This is a genomic window from Geitlerinema sp. CS-897, assembly GCF_028368005.1.
Classification (GTDB): domain Bacteria; phylum Cyanobacteriota; class Cyanobacteriia; order Cyanobacteriales; family Geitlerinemataceae; genus Baaleninema; species Baaleninema simplex.
Genome location: NZ_JAQNCQ010000292.1, coordinates 13532 through 32991 on the forward strand (window position 1 = coordinate 13532; position 19460 = coordinate 32991).

11 protein-coding genes are annotated in these 19460 nt (G+C 56.2%); 7 read left to right on the forward strand and 4 right to left on the reverse strand.

Going from position 1 to position 19460, the window contains the following annotated elements; genetic code table 11:
* Positions 1-11 precede the first annotated feature (11 nt).
* The 3 genes from POG22_RS18235 to POG22_RS18245 form a co-directional block, all read right to left on the reverse strand.
* Positions 12-209: a DUF1830 domain-containing protein gene (locus POG22_RS18235; protein WP_017660778.1), complete on the reverse strand. Its 198-nt coding sequence runs from the start codon at positions 207-209 to the stop codon at positions 12-14.
* Positions 210-271: 62 nt separating this feature from the next.
* Complete coding sequence (locus POG22_RS18240) at positions 272-1792, reverse strand: MFS transporter (RefSeq protein ID WP_063715281.1); 1521 nt, start codon at positions 1790-1792, stop codon at positions 272-274.
* 263 nt (positions 1793-2055) lie between these two features.
* On the reverse strand, positions 2056-3606 hold the full coding sequence (locus POG22_RS18245) for a ferredoxin--nitrite reductase (RefSeq protein WP_063715280.1): 1551 nt from the start codon (positions 3604-3606) through the stop codon (positions 2056-2058).
* 369 nt (positions 3607-3975) lie between these two features.
* On the opposite strand from POG22_RS18245, the gene POG22_RS18250 reads away from it, so the two are divergent.
* Positions 3976-5046: a HEAT repeat domain-containing protein gene (locus tag POG22_RS18250; RefSeq protein WP_082901318.1), complete on the forward strand. Its 1071-nt coding sequence runs from the start codon at positions 3976-3978 to the stop codon at positions 5044-5046.
* Positions 5047-5164: 118 nt separating this feature from the next.
* Here the strand turns inward: POG22_RS18250 and hisD are convergent, their stop codons facing one another.
* Complete coding sequence (gene hisD, locus POG22_RS18255) at positions 5165-6463, reverse strand: histidinol dehydrogenase (RefSeq protein ID WP_063715278.1); 1299 nt, start codon at positions 6461-6463, stop codon at positions 5165-5167.
* 253 nt (positions 6464-6716) lie between these two features.
* Between hisD and rpsT the strand changes: the two genes are divergently transcribed.
* The 6 genes from rpsT to POG22_RS18285 all read left to right on the forward strand — a co-directional run bounded on the left by rpsT (position 6717) and on the right by POG22_RS18285 (position 19190).
* Positions 6717-7022, forward strand: a complete 306-nt coding sequence (gene rpsT / locus POG22_RS18260; protein WP_017660784.1) for a 30S ribosomal protein S20 — start codon at positions 6717-6719, stop codon at positions 7020-7022.
* A 31-nt stretch (positions 7023-7053) separates the two neighbouring features.
* Positions 7054-7854 carry a TatD family hydrolase gene (locus POG22_RS18265; RefSeq protein ID WP_063715277.1) on the forward strand — a complete coding sequence of 267 codons (801 nt, stop codon included), beginning with the start codon at positions 7054-7056 and terminating at the stop codon, positions 7852-7854.
* A 415-nt stretch (positions 7855-8269) separates the two neighbouring features.
* Positions 8270-11587, forward strand: a complete 3318-nt coding sequence (gene rpoB, locus POG22_RS18270) for a DNA-directed RNA polymerase subunit beta (protein WP_063715275.1) — start codon at positions 8270-8272, stop codon at positions 11585-11587.
* 150 nt (positions 11588-11737) lie between these two features.
* Positions 11738-13615, forward strand: coding sequence for a DNA-directed RNA polymerase subunit gamma (locus POG22_RS18275; protein ID WP_063715273.1), 1878 nt, complete (start codon positions 11738-11740; stop codon positions 13613-13615).
* Between the two features lie 154 nt (positions 13616-13769).
* Positions 13770-17795, forward strand: a complete 4026-nt coding sequence (locus POG22_RS18280) for a DNA-directed RNA polymerase subunit beta' (protein WP_498906729.1) — start codon at positions 13770-13772, stop codon at positions 17793-17795.
* A gap of 93 nt (positions 17796-17888) precedes the next feature.
* A complete protein-coding gene (locus tag POG22_RS18285; RefSeq protein ID WP_498906730.1) occupies positions 17889-19190 on the forward strand; it encodes a hypothetical protein in 1302 nt (433 codons plus the stop codon).
* Positions 19191-19460 lie beyond the last annotated feature (270 nt).

Consider the following 19460-nt stretch of genomic DNA (forward strand, 5'->3'; position numbering starts at 1 on the left):
AAAACAGGAATCTAGGAATCACAAAGCGGCGATCGCACGACGACTTCTTCTCCGTCGCACAAACTGCGAACTTCTAAATAGGTTTCAGGAGAAACCTCAAACAACCAGCGATCGCCGGGAAAGACCAATCGATCGAAGTAACAAATCGATCCCTCAGTCAGTCGTACCGCTTGCAGGCGATCGGTCGCGTTCGTATAGTGAAACATCATCGGAAACCCCTTTCAGTAAGACTCACGATCGGGGCGATCGCTCCGAGCGATCGCCCAGAGGGTCATTCACCGATCGACTCTTTAACGAAACTGGGAACCGGTTCCGACACATCAACGGTTTCTCCCTCGTGGAAGTCTGCAAAAGAGCCTTTCGGTTCCTTGAGGAAGAACGCACAGAGGAACGCCACCACGATCGCCGTCATCCCCAAAGTTTGGAAGAAAATTTGATTTCCCACCGCCCCTTCCGGAAGCAAGCTGTACAGGGTCAAATAAGCCACAGCCCCCACGTTGCCGTAAGCCCCCACGTTTCCCGCCACCTGTCCGGTGATGCGGCGTTTGATCAGCGGAACCATCGCAAACGTAGACCCTTCCGCCGCCTGCACGAAGAACGAACAAGCCATCGTCAGCAGAATTGCAATGGGAAGCCACCAAGCCCCCGAAACACCGCTCATCACGAAATATCCGATCGCCATTCCCGCCGTGAGAACCGTCATCGTCCACTTGCGGCTACCCAGTTTGTCGGAAATCAAGCCGCCACCGGGACGAGACATCAAGTTCATAAAAGCGTAACTGGCGGCGATCGCGCCCGCTTGCGCCTTGTTCAAACCAAAGGTCAACTCGAAAAAGGCCGGTAACATCGACACCACCGCCAACTCAGACCCAAAGTTGACAATATACGTCAGTTCCAGAAGCGCCACTTGATTGAAATGATAGCGATCTTCTGCCGCGTAGCGTTTGCGTCCGAGCAGCAAATCTTTGTTAACCTGCCAGCAGCCATAAGCTTGAAACAGATACAGTCCGACGAGTACCGCCCAGGTGATATACAGTGCGTTCGGCGTCAAAAAGCCAACCTTACTCAACCGCCACGCCAGCACTGCCAGAACTCCCGCTAACGGCACGTTCATCAGCATGAGGAAGACAAAATCGTGGCGAGAGGTGACTTCGATACCACTGGTACGGTGGGGACGCTGGTACACTTTCCCCGGCGGCGTATCCTCGACGTTAAAGAAGTAAATCGCTCCGTACACCGCCGCTGCAATACCCGTTAGGGCAATGGCCAGACGCCAGTTAGCTTGTCCGCCAGAAAACGCCGCCAAACCTAACGCGATCGAGGGAAGCGTAAAGGCAGAAGCCGCCGAACCAAAGTTACCCCAACCGCCATAAATGCCTTCAGCTAAGCCGATTTCCTTGGGAGGGAACCACTCTGCCACCATGCGAATACCGATGACGAATCCCGCCCCCACGATGCTGAGTAACAAGCGACTGACAACGAGGGTATTGAAGTCGCTGGCAGCGGCAAACATCAAACAGGGAATCGCCGCGTACATCAATAAAATGGAGTAGGTGATACGAGGTCCGAAGCGATCGAGCAGCATTCCAATCAGAATCCGTGCCGGAACCGTCAACGCCACGTTACAAATGGCTAAAGTCCGAATTTGACCCGTTTCGAGTCCCAAATCTTCTTGAATCGTCGTCGCCAGCGGTGCGAAGTTAAACCACACCACAAACGAGAGAAAGAATGCAAACCAAGTTAGGTGCAAGATGCGGTATCGACCGCGAAAAGAGAGCAGTTCTGTCAGCATGAGTCCTATGGGTAATTTTTAGGCAAAAGGCAAAAGAATCGGTAGGGTGTGTGACGCGGCCAAAAAATCTTGCCGAAGTCAGGTCAATGGACTGTTACCGCGTCACGCACCGCCCCCACCGACCAAATACAAGGATGTGTGAGGCGGGCGTTAAATCTTGTGGGTCGTAGGGTGTGTGACGCGGCTAGAAAATCAGGCCGAAGTCCGATCGATGTTGTATTACCGCGTCACGCACCGCCCCCAAAGACCAATCAATCAATCAATCAATCGAGAACGCCAACCGATTCAGCTTTCGCCCCGAACCGTTCGATGAGGACGTTTCGCAGCACGGTTTTCAACTCGTCGCAGGGAATCGCTTTCATGACCCGCGTTCCCAATTGAGCGTCTTTCCCGACTTTGCCCCCCATGTAGATATCGACGGCTTCGACAGTTTTTCCGTCTTTGCGGGTTTTCGTCCCCATCAAGCCGATATCCGCCACCTGGGGTTGTCCGCAGGAGTTGGGACATCCCGTCCAGTGAATTCGTACCGGTTGCGAAAGTTGCAGTTCGTCGGTGAGTTCCTTCGCTAACGCCAACGCCCTTTGTTTGGTTTCGACAAGGGCGAAGTTGCAGAATTGCGCCCCGGTACAAGAGACGAGTTCCCGAACCAACGGTTTGGGAGTTAGGGAAAAGCTGTCTAACAGGGGTTCGCTGCGGAACGCTTCGAGTTTGGCGTCTTCGATGTCGGTGATGATGGCGTTTTGTTCGACGGTAAGGCGAATGTCACCGCTACCGTAAACCTCTGCCAACCGCGCCAATTCAAACATTTGGTTGGCTTGCAACCGTCCGACGGGAACGTGGAGTCCGGCGTAAAACAGCCCCGGTTGTTTTTGGGGATGCAAGCCGATATGGTCGCGTTTTTCCCAAGCGATTTCGTCTTGCGGGGCAGCTTCGGCTAAGGTTTCGCCGAATTCGGTTTCGACGGCGTCGCGGAATTTTTCGATTCCCCACTCGTCGATGAGCCACATCAACCGGGCTTTTTGTCGGTTCGATCGCAATCCGCGATCGCGATACACCCGCAAAATGGCACAACTGAGCGGTACGACGTGCTGGGGTTCGACCCAGGCATTGAGGGGAACGGCAGCTTCACAGCGTTTGGCGGAGAAGAAGCCGCCCACTAGCAGGTTGAACCCAAAGGTTTCGCCCTTAAACGCCGGAACGAATGCGATATCGTTGATTTCGGCGTGAACGGAGTTGTCGGGACTTCCGGCCACGGCGATGTTGAATTTCCGGGGTAAGTTGGTAAATTCTGCGTTGCCCTCGCCGGAATGGGTAATCGCGTCTTGAAGCGCTTGGCAAAGGGGACGGGTATCGATAAACTCGGCTTCGTCGATACCGGCAACGGGAGACCCTGTGATATTGCGGACGTTATCCATCCCCGATTGCATGCTGGTTAGGCCGACGCGATGGAGTTTCTCGAAGATATCGGGGAAATCTTCAAACCGCAGTCCGCGCAATTGCAGGTTTTGTCGGGTGGTAATGTCGGCACTGCCGTCGTTGCCGTAGCGTTGGACGATGCTGGCGAGAACCCGCATCTGTTCGCTGGAGAGGACGCCGTTGGCCAGGCGCAACCGCAGCATGAATTTGCCGGGGGTGACGGGACGGAAGAAAATTCCCAGCCATTTTAAGCGTTGGGTGAGATCGGTTTCGTCGATCGCCTCCCAACCCAATCGCGCAAATTTTTCGAGTTCGTCTTTGACCGCGAGACCGTCTTTTTCGGCTTTGAATTTCTCGAATTTGTTGAGCTTTGGCGACGTTCGATCGGAAGTTGACATATCACGAAAAAATGTAAGTTTGCCTTGCAAACATATTGAATCAGAATGTTTTTGCTCCTGATACAGTGGCTTGCTTTGAGGTTAGCGCAAATTTTGTTGGATTTTCTCCTTGAATTTTTAACGATCTGCGATCGAACTCAAACATTTTATAAATATTTCGTTCGATTCACTTTTTGGGCAAGTTTGCAATCAAATTAAAAGAAGTTTTCAAGAGATTTGGTATCTCAATATACAAAAAATAAAAAGAATATTAATATCTGCATTAAATCAATGCAGATATTGCATAAAATACGCGATCGCACCGTTGCACAGTCTTCGAGTGTGCGACAAGCTATTTGATAAGAGCTGTTTCGATCGCATCAAAAACTTATGGTTGCTGTTTCCACTTTCGATCGCCCGTCCCTGCCGTATCTCCTCGAGCTGTTGCAAGAGGGGGATTTTCAAGAGCGTTGGGACGCCGTCAAACAGTTATCGGAGTTTGGAGAACCCGCGATCGCCCACGCCCTCGACCTCTTGCGATCGCAGCCCGAAGACGAAGAACTCTGTTGGTTCGTCGCTCGCCTGTTGGGAAACAGCAGGTCCCCCGAGGCGATCGCCACCCTCGCCGACTTGCTGGCGAACCACCCCGACGAAGACGTGCGAGTTGCAGCCGCCGCAACCTTAGCTCGTTTGGGACCGCAGGCGATCGCGCCTTTGAGTCAACTCCTCGATCGTCCTCAAGAACGCTTTTTAGCAGTCCGGGCTTTAGCCGAAATTCGACATCCCGACGTTGTCGATGCCTTACTTCCCTACGCCAACGATGCCGATATCTCCCTTCGCGCTACCGTTTTGACAGCTTTCTCGAACTTCCGCGATCGGCGCGTTCTCGCTCCACTGGTGCGGGGTTTAGAAGATCCCGCCGCTGCCGTGCGTTGCCAAGCCACCATCGGATTGGGAGTTCGACAGGATTTAGCCGAAGAATTAGAACTGGTGAAACTGTTGAGGCGACGCTTGTTCGATCCCGATCTCAACGTCTGCCAACAGGCGGCGATCGCCTTAAGTCGGTTGGGAAGCGACAAAGCCGTCGAGGTGTTATCGATCGCGCTGCGATCGCCCCACACCCCTGCATCCTTGCGATCGGATATCGCCTGGGCGTTAGGCTGGCTCGAAACTCCCGCCTCCGTTGCCGCCTTGGGAGAAGCGTTGTTCGCATCGACCGATGAAGACCTCTGTTGCGAAATCCTCACCGTTTTCAGTCACGGGAACTCGTGCAAACTGAGTTCTCAAATTCACGACGTTCTCACCCAATGGCTTAACTCGGAGCATCCTGCCCGAAAACAGCCCTATATCCGGCGTGCGATCGCCTTTGCCCTACGGCGCATCGGCAGTCCGGCGATCGCACAATTTCAATCCGATCCCGACGAAACAGTGCGTTGGCACGCCGCCGCCAAGTGCAGTTAGTTCGGGATTCGGCTCTCGAGCCTCCGTGTTCTCCGTATCTCTGTGGTGAAAAATCACCGAAACGCCTCAAATATTCCAGATCCCCGGTATCTCCAAGACGCCGGAGATCTCGAAAAAACTAAGACTCTTCCATCCGCAAGCGCACCGATTCCGCATGAGAGTGCAACCCTTCTGCTTGCGCCAGCGTTTGAATCGCACTGCTCATCTGGCTCAGCGCCCCGTGAGAATACTCGATCAAACTCGAATGTTTCATAAACGTTTCCACTCCCAGCGCCGAAGCGTACCGCGCCGCCCCCGAAGTCGGTAACGTATGGTTGGGGCCGGCCAGGTAATCGCCCACCGCTTCCGGCGTCGAAGATCCCAAGAAAATCGCTCCCGCGTGGCGGATATGTTCGATGAGATCCCAAGGATCGGCCACCTCCAGTTCCAAGTGTTCCGGAGCGAACTGATTCGACAGTTCCGCCGCTTCCTTGAGAGATTCCACCACCACGATCGAGCCGTAATGAGCGATCGCTTTTTCCGTCAGCAACCGTCGCGGGTGATCTCTCAGTTGCCGATCGACCTCCGCCGCCACCTGACGCGCCAGAGCCGAATCCGGCGTCAGGAGAATCGCCGCCGCCATCGGGTCGTGTTCCGCCTGCGCCAGTAAATCCGCCGCCACAAACATCGGATTGGCGTTGCTGTCGGCGATGACCAGCACTTCCGAAGGCCCGGCCAGAGAATCGATCCCCACCGTTCCGTATACCATTTTTTTCGCCAGAGTGACGTAGATATTGCCCGGCCCGGTAATCACGTCCACCTTGGGAATCGTTTCCGTTCCAAAAGCTAAGGCGGCGATCGCCTGCGCTCCCCCAACGCGGTAAATTTCGTGAACCCCCGCTTCCTGAGCGGCCACCAACACCGCCGGATTGACGCGCAGTTCCGGACCGGGGGGCGTGACCATAACAATGCGATCGACCCCCGCCACAGCTGCGGGAACCGCGTTCATAACGGCCGTACTCGGATAGGCCGCGCGACCCCCCGGAACGTAGAGTCCCGCGCGATCGACACTCGTATAGCGTTTTCCGAGAACGATATCGTTTTCGCCAAACTGTACCCAACTTTTCGGGACGCGCTGGCGGTGAAACGCCTCCACCTGTCGGACTGCCAACTGAATCGCATCGAGAAGTTCCTTCGAGACCTGTTGGTAAGCCGCATCCATTTCCGAACCGCTTACCCGTAGCTGTTCTGGCTGGAGTTGCTGTCCGTCAAACTCCTTCGTATAGTGTAACAGCGCCGCATTTCCCTGACGCTGCACCGTTTGCACGATATCTCGCACTACCGCTTCCTTATCGACGACGCGATCGTCGTGGGTGCGATTGGCAATCCGCCGCAACTCGGCCTCGGCTTCAGCTCGCTGAGTAATGATTCGCAGCATGGAAATTTCGTATGGGCCTCCGCGTTCGATCTGATTCGAGCGAGTCCCCGGTCGTTCGGAGGCGCGATCTGACTCGAACCCGCCAAGGGTCTCGATCGCACCCGGACTCGTCTGTTGTATTCGCTTTGTATTAGCTTAGCGCGGATTTTTTCACAAAGCGCGATTTCTTCAAGACGAGATGTTATATTAGTATGTCTGGTAAACACTATCCAAATTCGGATATCGAAGATCGACAGATATAGGGGAATTATCGGTGGCTAATATCAAATCTGCAGTCAAACGTATCCAAATCGCCGAGCGGAACCGAGTCCGCAACAAATCCTATAAATCCGCCGTCAAGACCTTGATGAAAAACTACTTCGCGGCGGTGGAAGCTTACGGCAGCAACCCGAGCGACGACGCCATGCAAGACGTGCAACAGCGCATGGCACAGGCGTACAGCAAAATTGACAAAGCCGTCAAACGGGGCGTCCTCCACACCAACACGGGGGCGCGCAAAAAAGCTCGTCTCGCCCGAGCGCTCAAACGGCAACAAGACGCCCTCAGCCAAGCGTCCTAAACCAGCCAGACGAACCCCGACGAGCCAGTTCATGCAGCCGATCGACACCCACGTTCACATCAACTTCGAGAGCTTCGACGCCGACTTGGAAGCGGTTCGAGATCGATGGCGTGCTGCGGGAGTGGTCGGTTTGATTCACTCCTGCGTGCGTCCCCAAGAGTTCGAGAAAACCCGAGCGATCGCCGATCTCGTTCCCGAGATGTCTTGGTCGGTTGGGTTGCATCCCCTCGAAGCCCGAAGCTGGAGCGAGGAACTCGCCCGAGAGATTGCCGATCGCGCGCGAAGCAGCGATCGCGTCGTCGCCATCGGCGAAACCGGCCTCGACTTTTTTAAAGCCGAGAACCGCCAACAACAGCGGGATGCCTTTTGGGGACAGTTGCAAATCGCGCAGCAACTGAACTTACCCGTCATTATCCACTGTCGCGACGCGGCCGAAGAGATGGTGGAACTGTTGCGACAGTTTTGGCAGGAAAACGGCCCGGTCGGCGGCGTCATGCACTGCTGGGCGGGAACCCCCGAACAAGCTCGAACCTTCCTCGACTTGGGGTTTTACATCAGCTTTAGCGGCATCGTAACCTTCAAAAACGCCCGTTCCGTGCAAGAGTCGGCCAAAATCGTTCCCGAAGACCGACTGCTCGTCGAAACCGACTGTCCGTTTCTCGCCCCCGTCCCCAAACGGGGAAAACGAAACGAACCCGCCTACGTGCGTTACGTCGTCGAGCGAGTGGCCGAACTGCGCGGGGTCGAGGCCGGGGCGCTAGCCGAACGAACCGCACAAAACGCCATCGCCTGTTTCGATCTCGAACCCACCGTTCGATCTCGAGCCAGTTAACGGCGATCGTCGCGATTCCGTTGGGAACTCGACCCTTGGGGCATAATTGATTAATAAGGAGGACAGAGAAGGTAGGGGAATCACTATTAGTACGTCAGTGTCGAACGGTTCGACCGTCGAGCCTCGAGTCACCCAAGCGAACGCGATCGCGAAGTCCAAAACGAATGTCAGGTCTCACACGAGAGTCGAGCTTGTCGGTATTCCCCAACGGGCAACCCGACGCTACCCCACAGCTCCAGCTTGTTAACCGAAGAACGAGGTTTCGAGAACGAGAACAGTAGTTCTCCCAGCAGAAGCCTCGATTTTGCCGTGCGAGCGTCCGCCAGCGCTTCTCGTCAGTCGAAAATTTCGGCAAAATGCCTCGGCAAAACGTTCCACGTCTCACGCGCAGCCCACAGTCCGAAGAAGAAGACGAATGACTAACCCAACGACCACCACCGCACCCGTCTTTCACCTACCCGACCTGGTCGAAATCCAGCGTTCGAGCTTTCGTTGGTTTCTCGAAGAAGGCTTGATCGAAGAACTCAACAGCTTCTCCCCCATTACTGACTATACCGGAAAGCTCGAGTTACACTTCCTCGGCAAAAACTACAAACTCAAAGAACCCAAATACGACGTCGACGAAGCCAAACGTCGCGACAGCACCTACGCCGTCCAGATGTACGTTCCCACCCGGTTGATCGACAAAGAAACCGGTGAGATCAAAGAACAAGAAGTCTTCATCGGCGACTTACCCTTGATGACCGAACGGGGAACCTTCATCATCAACGGTGCCGAGCGCGTGATCGTCAACCAAATCGTGCGATCGCCGGGGGTCTACTACAAATCCGAAGTCGATAAAAACGGTCGCCGCACCTATAACGCCTCCCTCATCCCCAACCGAGGCGCGTGGCTGAAATTCGAGACCGATCGCAACGGCCTCGTGTGGGTTCGCATCGACAAAACCCGCAAACTGTCGGCCCAAGTCCTGCTCAAAGCCCTGAGCTTGACCGACGGCGAAATTAGCGATCGCATTCGCCACTACGACTTCTTCTACAAAACCATCGAAAAAGAAGGGCAGTTCACCGAAGAAGAAGCCCTGATGGAGCTGTATCGCAAACTCCGTCCCGGCGAACCTCCCACCGTCTCCGGGGGGGTATCCCTGCTCGAATCGCGCTTCTTCGACCCCAAACGGTACGACCTCGGCCGCGTCGGGCGCTACAAACTCAACAAAAAACTGCGGCTCAACGTCCCCGACAGTACCCGCGTCCTCACCGCCGAAGACATCCTCGCGGCGATCGATTACCTGATCAACCTCGAGTTTGACATGGGGCAAATCGACGACATCGACCACCTGGGCAACCGTCGGGTTCGCTCCGTCGGCGAACTGCTACAAAACCAAGTGCGCGTCGGACTCAACCGCCTCGAGCGGATTATCAAAGAACGGATGACCGTCTCCGACGCCGACACCCTTACCCCTGCCTCCCTAGTCAACCCCAAACCCCTCGTCGCTGCCATCAAAGAATTCTTCGGCTCGAGCCAACTGTCCCAGTTCATGGACCAAACCAACCCCCTCGCAGAGTTGACCCACAAACGGCGTCTCTCTGCCTTGGGACCGGGCGGTTTGACCCGCGAACGGGCAGGGTTTGCCGTGCGCGACATTCACCCGTCCCACTACGGGCGCATCTGCCCCATCGAAACCCCTGAAGGTCCTAACGCCGGACTCATCGGCTCCCTGGCCACCCACGCCCGCGTCAACGCCTACGGGTTCATCGAAACCCCCTACTACCGCGTCGAAAACGGCCGCGTGCGTCGGGACGTGCCGCCGGTGTACATGACCGCCGACGAAGAAGACGACCTGCGGGTCGCTCCCGGCGACATCCCCATGAACGGCGAAGGCTACATCCAAGGGGATCTCGTTCCCGTGCGGTATCGCCAGGATTTCACCACCACCACCCCCGACCAAGTGGACTTCGTGGCCGTCTCCCCGGTACAAATTATCTCCGTGGCGACCTCGCTGATTCCCTTTATCGAACACGACGACGCCAACCGCGCCCTCATGGGGTCGAACATGCAACGGCAAGCCGTGCCGCTGCTGCGCCCCGAACGTCCCCTCGTCGGCACGGGCTTAGAAGCCCAAGCTGCCCGCGACTCCGGCATGGTTATCGTCAGCCGCACCGACGGCGTCGTCACGTACGTCGATTCCCAGCGCATTAAAGTCCAACCGGCCTACGATGCCGAAGCCGGAGAAGACCCCCCCGCCGAAATCGAATACGAACTGCAAAAATACCAGCGGTCTAACCAAGACACCTGCTTGAACCAACGTCCCATCGCCTTTGAAGGGGACGAAGTACAAGCCGGACAAGTCTTAGCCGACGGGAGCGCCACCGAAGGCGGCGAACTGGCATTGGGGCAGAACATTATCGTGGCCTATATGCCCTGGGAAGGTTATAACTACGAAGACGCCATCCTAATTAGCGAGCGTCTGGTCTTCGACGACGTATATACCAGCATCCACATCGAAAAATACGAAATCGAAGCCCGTCAGACGAAATTGGGACCCGAGGAAATTACCCGAGAAATTCCCAACGTCGGCGAAGATTCCCTGCGTCACCTCGACGAAACCGGCATCATCCGCATCGGGGCTTGGGTCGAAGCCGGAGACATCCTCGTCGGGAAAGTGACTCCCAAAGGCGAATCCGACCAACCCCCCGAAGAAAAACTGCTACGGGCAATTTTCGGCGAAAAAGCGCGAGACGTGCGGGATAACTCCCTACGGGTTCCCAACGGCGAAAAAGGTCGCGTCGTGGACGTGCGGGTGTTTACCCGCGAACAGGGGGACGAACTGCCTCCCGGCGCCAACATGGTCGTCCGGGTGTACGTGGCGCAGAAACGGAAAATCCAAGTGGGCGACAAAATGGCCGGTCGCCACGGAAACAAAGGGATTATTTCGCGGATTCTGCCCCTGGAAGATATGCCCTACCTCCCCGATGGGAAGCCCATCGATATCGTCCTCAACCCCCTGGGCGTGCCGTCGCGGATGAACGTCGGACAGATCTTTGAATGCTTGCTGGCCTGGGCTGGAGACAACCTGGGGGCGCGGTTCAAGATGGTACCCTTCGACGAAATGCACGGCAGCGAACAATCGCGGGAAACCGTAAACCGCAAACTGCAACAGGGACGGGATAAAACGGGGAAAGACTGGCTGTTCGACCCCGACGACGCCGGAAAAATCCAGGTGTACGACGGACGGACGGGAGAGCCGTTCGATCGCCCCGTGACTGTGGGGAAAGCCTATATGCTCAAACTGGTTCACTTGGTCGACGACAAAATCCACGCGCGATCGACCGGGCCTTACTCCCTCGTTACCCAACAGCCCCTCGGCGGAAAAGCCCAACAGGGGGGACAGCGGTTCGGAGAAATGGAAGTGTGGGCTCTCGAAGCTTTCGGGTCTGCCTACACTCTGCAAGAACTGCTCACCGTCAAATCCGACGATATGCAAGGCCGCAACGAAGCCCTCAATGCCATCGTTAAAGGCAAAGCGATTCCGCGTCCGGGGACGCCCGAATCCTTTAAAGTCCTCATGCGGGAATTACAGTCCCTGTGTTTGGATATTGCCGTTCACAAGGTCGAAACCACCGAAGACGGCACGAGTCGGGATGTTGAAGTGGATTTGATGTCCGACGTTTCGAGCCGTCGCGCGCCCTCTCGTCCCACCTACGAATCTATCTCCAAAGGGGAAGACGAAGACTAGCCGCAACGGGTTGTAGCGGTGGCGCGGGCAACGCCGCTACAACTGGAGGTTCTGGGACGCGATCGCCGGCCGTCGAAACTCGCGGTCGCGCCGCATCCTCCCCAAGATAGATAGATGCCCCTGCACAATCGATCGCGGATAACTGTAACGATGCCAAAAGTCGAACAGCGTTTTGATTACGTCAAGATCGCCATCGCCTCCCCCGAGCGGATTCGCGCGTGGGGCGAGCGGACCTTGCCGAACGGTCAAGTCGTCGGAGAAGTCACCAAACCCGAAACCATCAACTATCGCACCCTCAAGCCTGAAATGGACGGCTTGTTCTGCGAGCGCATCTTCGGTCCGGCTAAGGACTGGGAATGCCACTGTGGAAAATACAAACGAGTCCGCCACCGGGGTATCGTTTGCGAACGCTGCGGTGTCGAAGTGACTGAATCCCGAGTGCGCCGCCACCGCATGGGATACATCAAACTGGCGGCTCCCGTGACTCACGTTTGGTATCTCAAAGGGATTCCCAGCTACATGGCGATTTTGCTGGATATGCCCCTGCGAGACGTGGAGCAAATCGTCTACTTCAACGCCTACGTCGTTCTCAATCCCGGTAACGCCGACAATTTAGCGTACAAACAACTGCTGCTCGAAGACCAGTGGATGGAAATCGAAGAGCAGTTGTACGATGAAGACTCCCAACTCGAAGGCATCGAAGTGGGCATCGGGGCAGAGGCCATCAAGCGACTGCTCGAAGACCTCGAACTCGAAGCCGAAGCCGAAAAACTGCGGGAAGACATCGCCAACGCCAAAGGGCAAAAACGCGCCAAACTCATCAAACGGCTGCGGGTCATCGATAACTTCATCGCCACCGGGTCTCGTCCCGACTGGATGGTTCTCGACGCCATTCCGGTAATTCCGCCGGACTTGCGCCCGATGGTGCAGCTCGACGGCGGACGCTTTGCGACTAGCGACCTCAACGACCTCTATCGCCGCGTCATCAACCGTAACAACCGTTTGGCGCGGTTGCAGGAGATTTTGGCGCCGGAAATTATCATCCGTAACGAAAAACGGATGTTACAAGAAGCGGTGGACGCCCTCATCGATAACGGTCGTCGCGGTCGTACCGTCGTCGGGGCCAACAACCGCCCGTTGAAATCCCTCAGCGACATTATTGAAGGGAAACAAGGTCGCTTCCGTCAGAACCTGCTCGGAAAACGGGTGGATTATTCCGGACGGAGCGTGATCGTCGTCGGTCCGAAACTGCAAATCCACCAGTGCGGTTTGCCTCGGGAAATGGCGATCGAACTGTTCCAACCCTTCGTCATTCACCGCCTCATCCGCCAGGGCTTGGTCAACAACATCAAAGCGGCGAAAAAACTCATCGCTCGCAACGACCCCAATATTTGGGACGTTCTCGAAGAAGTCATCGAAGGCCACCCGGTGATGCTGAACCGCGCCCCGACGCTGCACCGTTTGGGGATTCAGGCATTCGAGCCGATTTTGGTCGAAGGTCGTGCCATCCAACTGCACCCGTTGGTCTGCCCGGCGTTTAACGCCGACTTCGACGGCGACCAAATGGCAGTTCACGTCCCGCTTTCGTTAGAATCTCAAGCTGAGGCACGGTTGTTGATGTTGGCCTCTAACAACATCCTCTCTCCGGCAACCGGCCGTCCCATCGTCACGCCCAGTCAAGACATGGTGTTGGGGTGCTACTACCTGACGGCCGAAAACCCCACCGTCCACGATGACCAAGAACGGGTTTTCGGCAGCATGGAAGATGCCATTATCGCGTTCGATCGCGGCTTAATTCACCTACACGCCTACGTTTGGGTACGCATGAAGCCCGAAGACGAAATCGTATTGAGCGAAAAAGACGAGACCCCCCTCGAAGAACGCAAACTCGAAGACGGCAGCGTGTGGAAACACTACAAGTACACCCGAAAGCGCTTCGATTCCGACGGCACTCTCCTCGCCCAGTACGTTCGCACGACACCGGGTCGCATCGTCTACAACCAAGCGATTCAAGAAGCGATCGCCTAATTCAGTGTAGAAGGTAGAGGGAAAAGGGAAGAGTGAAGAAGACGACCCGAAAATTTTCCTCACTCTTCACTCTCCACTCTCCGCTCTTGACTGCCTTGCTCCCTCTCTCCCCTGCCCCCCTGCTTCCCGTCAACTCTTTCCGTACCGAGACAATATGCGCTTTTACAACCGAGTCGTAGACAAAAAACAACTACGCGCCCTGATTGCTTGGGCGTTTACCCATCACGGCACTGCGAAAACGGCAAACATGGCCGACCGTCTGAAAGACTTGGGATTCCGCTACGCGACGCGGGCGGGTGTCTCCATCAGTGTCGAAGACTTGCAGGTTCCGCCGAGCAAACAACAACTGCTGTCTGCTGCCCAAAAAGAAATCGACGTGACCGAAGCCCGGTATACCCGAGGCGAAATCACCGAAGTCGAACGGTTCCAAAAAGTCATCGACACGTGGAGTATGACGAGCGAAGAACTCAAAGACGACGTCGTCAAAAACTTTCGCGAAAGTAACCCTCTCAACTCCGTGTATATGATGGCGTTTTCCGGGGCGCGGGGGAACATCTCTCAGGTACGCCAACTCGTGGGGATGCGGGGCTTGATGGCCAACCCGCAAGGGGAAATCATCGACTTACCGATTAAAACGAATTTCCGCGAAGGACTGACCGTTACTGAATACATTATTTCCTCTTACGGGGCGCGGAAAGGACTCGTCGATACCGCGCTGCGTACTGCCGACTCGGGATATTTAACCCGACGGTTAGTCGATGTCTCCCAAGACGTGATCGTGCGAGAATTCGACTGCGGCACCCATCGCGGCATTCCCTTACAAAGTATGCGGAGCGGCGAACGGGTGGCCATTCCGCTCGAAGACCGTTTGATCGGTCGTGTTTTAGCTGAAGATGTCGTCCATCCCGAAACGGGAAAACTGGTCAGCGTCGATTACAGCGATCGCAAAAACCGCGAGCCTCAAGCGGTGATGGCGCGACGCAATCAATACGTCTCGAGCGAACTCGCCCGAGCGATCGCCGATGCGGGAGTCGAAGAAGTGATGGTGCGATCGCCCCTGACTTGCGAAGCCGCCCGCAGTGTCTGCCAACACTGCTACGGTTGGAGTCTGGCCCACGCCGAAATGGTGGACTTGGGCGAAGCCGTGGGAATTATCGCCGCTCAAAGTATCGGCGAACCGGGTACGCAGCTGACGATGCGGACGTTCCACACCGGGGGGGTCTTCACCGGGGAAGTGGCGCGTCCGGCGAAATCTACTTTCGACGGTATCGCTCGTTACAGCAAAGAACTCAAAACTCGTACCTTCCGCACTCGCCACGGAGAAGACGCCTTCGTGGTCGAACAAGCCGGGGAACTGGTCATCGAACCCAAAGACGGTAAAGGTAAATCCACCTCCATCGCCCTGCCTCAAGGCTCGACCTTGATGGTCGAAGACGGCGGCGAGGTGAAAACCGACCAGTTTGTGGCCGAAGTTCCCATCGGCAGCGCCCGCACTCGGAAAAACACTGAAAAAGCCACCAAAGACGTGGCGACCGACTTGGGCGGAGAAGTTAAATTTGCCGGAGTCATCCCCGAAGAGAAAAAAGACCGCCAGGGCAACACCACGGTCATCGCCGCTCGGGGCGGGCTAATTTGGATTCTGTCCGGGGAAGTGTACAATATGCCCCCCGGAGCGAACCCCGTGGTGAAAAACGGCAACACCGTCGATATCGGCGACGTACTAGCGGTGACGGAAACCCCCACAGAAAACGGCGGGATCGTGCGGCTGAAAGGGGAAGATCGCGCTCCGAGTGAAGACGACGACGCGGCGGCGTCTGCTTTGGCGACTCAACCGCCGATTCCCAAGGAAGTGGAAATCATCACCGCTTCGGTGCGCCTCGACAGTGCCAAAATCGAGACCGTCAGCAGCCAAGGACGGGATCAGTACGTGATCGGCACCCAGCAAGGGCAAGAGTTCACCCTCACCGCAACGCCGGGAACGAAAGTTCGCAACGGTCAGGTGGTAGCCGAACTGATCGACAGCACCTACAAAACCCAAACCGGGGGGATTCTTCGCTACGGCGACATCGAAGTGGCCAAACGGGGCAAAGGCAGTAAAACCGGCTACGAAATTACCAAAGGCGGTACGCTGCTGTGGATTCCCGAGGAAACCCACGAAATCAACAAAGATATCTCGCTGCTGGAAGTCGAAGACGGCCAGTATGTCGAAGCCGGAACCGAAGTCGTCAAAGACATTTACTGTCAAAACAGCGGGATCGTGGAAGTCGTGCAGAAAAACGACATTCTGCGGGAGATTTCCGTCAAACCCGGCGACTTGCACCTCCTCGAAATCGGCAGCGGTAGCGAGTTGAGCGTGTCGGAAAAAACGCTGGTTCACCCTGGAGAAGAAATCTATCCGGGGCTGACGGCCGAGCGCCTGTGCTGGGTAGAGTCGGTGATGACGCCCGAAGGGCCGGGGGTTTTGGTGCGTCCGGTGGAGGAATTTCAAGTTCCCGACGAGCCGCCGGTTCCCAACCAGCAACCGGCCGAAGGACAGGAAAACGCTTTTCCGATTTCGTTGCGTCCGGTACAGCGGTTGTTGGCGTTCAAGGACGGCGATCGCATTAAGTCTGTAGACGGTCAAGAACTGATCCGCACGCAGTTAGTTCTCGACATTGGCAACGACGCTCGCCATCTCGAAGCAGACATCGAACTGGTTCCCGACGAAACCGAAGCAGACGTGATGCGCTTGCAGTTGGTGGTTCTCGAATCTCTGACCGTTCGTCGGGAAACGGCAGCACTCGATCCCCTGTTTAGCAGCAGCACGACGACTCGCTTGTTGGTCGAAGACGGCGACCAAATCGAACCGGGGGCTGTAGTGGCTCGCACGGAAATCTGCTGTAAAACTCAAGGGATTGTTGGCGGTATTCGCGAAGGGACGGAAGCGACGCGCCGTATCTTAGTGGTGAGCGAGCAAGATCGCTTCAGCCTCGAACTCGACACCAAGCCCAACGTCAAAACGGGTCAGTTGTTGGTGAGCGGGTCGGAAATCGCCCCCGGCGTGGCACTGGAAGATTCCGGTCAAGTGGTAGACGTCAAGAACAATACGGTGGTGTTGCGTCACGCTCGCCCCTATCGGGTGTCTCCCGGTGCCATCCTGCACGTAGACGACGGCAGCTTGGTGCAGCGGGGTGACAACCTGGTGTTGTTGGTGTTCGAGCGAGCTAAAACTGGAGACATTATTCAGGGTCTGCCGCGTATTGAAGAACTGCTCGAAGCCCGGAAGCCGAAGGAGGCGTGTTTGCTCAACCGTCGTCCGGGTACGGCGCAGGTTATCTACGAGGAAGACGAATCGGTCGAGATTCGCATTGTCGAAGAAGACGGTACGATCGCCGAGTATAAGCCGAGTCCCGGTCAAAACGCGATCGTCGTCGATGGGCAGCACGTGGACGTTGCCGAACCGCTCACTGACGGACCGGCAAATCCCCACGAAATCCTCGAATCTTGGTTCGATTACTTGGCACCGTCGGGAACTTACGAGGCGGCACTGCGGGCGTTCCAAAGCGTCCAAACTTTCTTGGTAAACGAGGTGCAGTCGGTGTATCAATCTCAAGGGATCGATATTTCCGACAAACACATTGAAGTGATCGTGCGTCAGATGACCTCGAAGGTGAAAATCGACGACGGCGGCGATACGACGATGTTACCGGGAGAGTTGATCGAGTTGCGGCAGGTCGAACAGGTCAACGAAGCCATGTCGATTACCGGCGGCGCTCCGGCTCGATATACGCCGATGCTGTTGGGGATTACCAAGGCATCGTTGAATACTGACAGTTTCATCAGTGCGGCGAGTTTCCAAGAAACGACGCGGGTACTGACGGAGGCGGCGATCGAAGGCAAGTCCGACTGGCTGCGCGGTTTGAAAGAAAACGTGATCATCGGTCGTTTGATTCCGGCCGGAACTGGGTTCAACGCCTACGAGGAGATGAACTTCTCGGCACCCGAGGCCGATATTAATTTGGCGATCGAGGGGGTTGAGAACGATGAAACTCTCCAAGACGTGGTACTCGACGATCGCACGGCTCGCGCCTACAATCTCGGCGTCGGCGGTAATGCTGGCGATGAAGACGACATTCTGTCGGACGAGAACGACGAGGACAACTCCCCTATCCTCGACGAGGAAGACGATCCGACGGCGTAATTTCGAGAGGGGGAGCCGGGGAGAGGGGGAAACTGTTCCCGGTTCCCCCTCTCCCCGATCTCGAGTTCGAGACGCTCAAACCACCGAAAAACCATGAACGGACACAGGCAAAGGTCAGGCATTAGACGCATTGCAGGCGCGATCGCCCTTTGCCTGTGTTGCGCTTTTACAGTGGTGTGGGTGGGGTGGTTCGGACGCGCCGACGGCTATGGCGTTACCGCCGAACCGCCGGAAAAGCCGACGAAGACGTTGGAAGAGAGCGGACAGGCGACCTCCGAGCGGGAGACGGCTTCGTTATCTCGCGGGACGGCGTCTTTTGTGGAGGGGACGAATCAGGCGTTGCAGGCGTGGCAACTGTCTCAATCGGCGCGATCGCCGGAAGACTGGCATCGCGTCGCCCGACATTGGACGAGTGCGGTGAGTGCGATGACCGAAATTCCCCTCGACGCTCCCGAACGGGCGTTCGCTCAGAAAAAGGTGTCGGAATATTTGTCGAACACCCGCTACGCCATCGAACAAGCCCAGCAAAGCGGCAACCGACTTCCCTACCAGACGTTTAACAGTCCCGTTTTCGACGAACAGTTTGCCCTGTATCGATCTTACGTGGCGACGGTGGGGATTCCCGACGTGCTAGTAGTGGGCAGTTCTCGCGCCCTGCAAGGTCTCGATCCGAAGATGTTGCAATACGAACTGTCTCGACAGTTGCCCCAAAGCGTCAAAGTGTTTAATTTCGGCATCAACGGCGCGACAGCGCAAGTTGTCAATACGCTATTACGAGAGTTCGTGACTCGCGTTGAAAAAGATGGAACCGTTGCGCTGCCGAAGGTAGTGGTGTGGGCGGACGGTTCTCGGGCGTTCAACAGCGGACGCAACGATCGCACCTTCGCTCGTCTCGTGGCGTCCCCAGGATACCGACAACTGCAAAATCCCCAGTTTAGCGTTCCCCAAACCTCCATCAGCCTCTCGATCGCAGACATCGACGCTAACGGATTTCGCGTCGTGAGCGATCGCTTCGACCCGCCGGTTTACTATCAACAGTATCCGCGCGTTTCCGGCGATTACGACCTCGACTACGCCAATTTCAACCTCGGCGGCGTGCAAGGAAACGCCCTCGCCTCGGCGATTCAGTTTCTACAATCGCGCCAGATTCCCCTCGTTCTCGTGAATTTACCCCTCACGCGAGACTATCTCGACGCCACTCGGTTTCGCTACGAACGGATATTCAGCCAGTTTCTGCAAGACCAAGTGGCCGCTCGTTCCGGCGTTTGGGTGCGGGATTTATCCCAACAGTGGCTCGATCGCACCGACTATTTCGCCGATCCCAGCCATCTCAACCGAACGGGTGCGGCGGCGGTAGCGCGTCAGTTGGCGGGCGATGGGAATCTTCCTTGGTGATTTTTCGAGGGGGAGCAAGGGAGCAGGGGAGCAGGGGGGACAAGGAAGAAACTGTAAACTGTCTCCACTGCTTCGCGGCTCACTGTAAAAGGTGCGTGACGCGGGGGCTGGTTTAGCAGCATATTTATCGTGTCTTTAGGTCCTGAGAGGGTGACAACATAGCTAGACCCCCTGCCTCACAAGGGATAGAGCCTCTAGCCCTCGTTGAAAATGGAGAGATTTGTGAGGCTTCAACGCCATGAGCGCCAACATCCAATCTCTCCAGAGCAG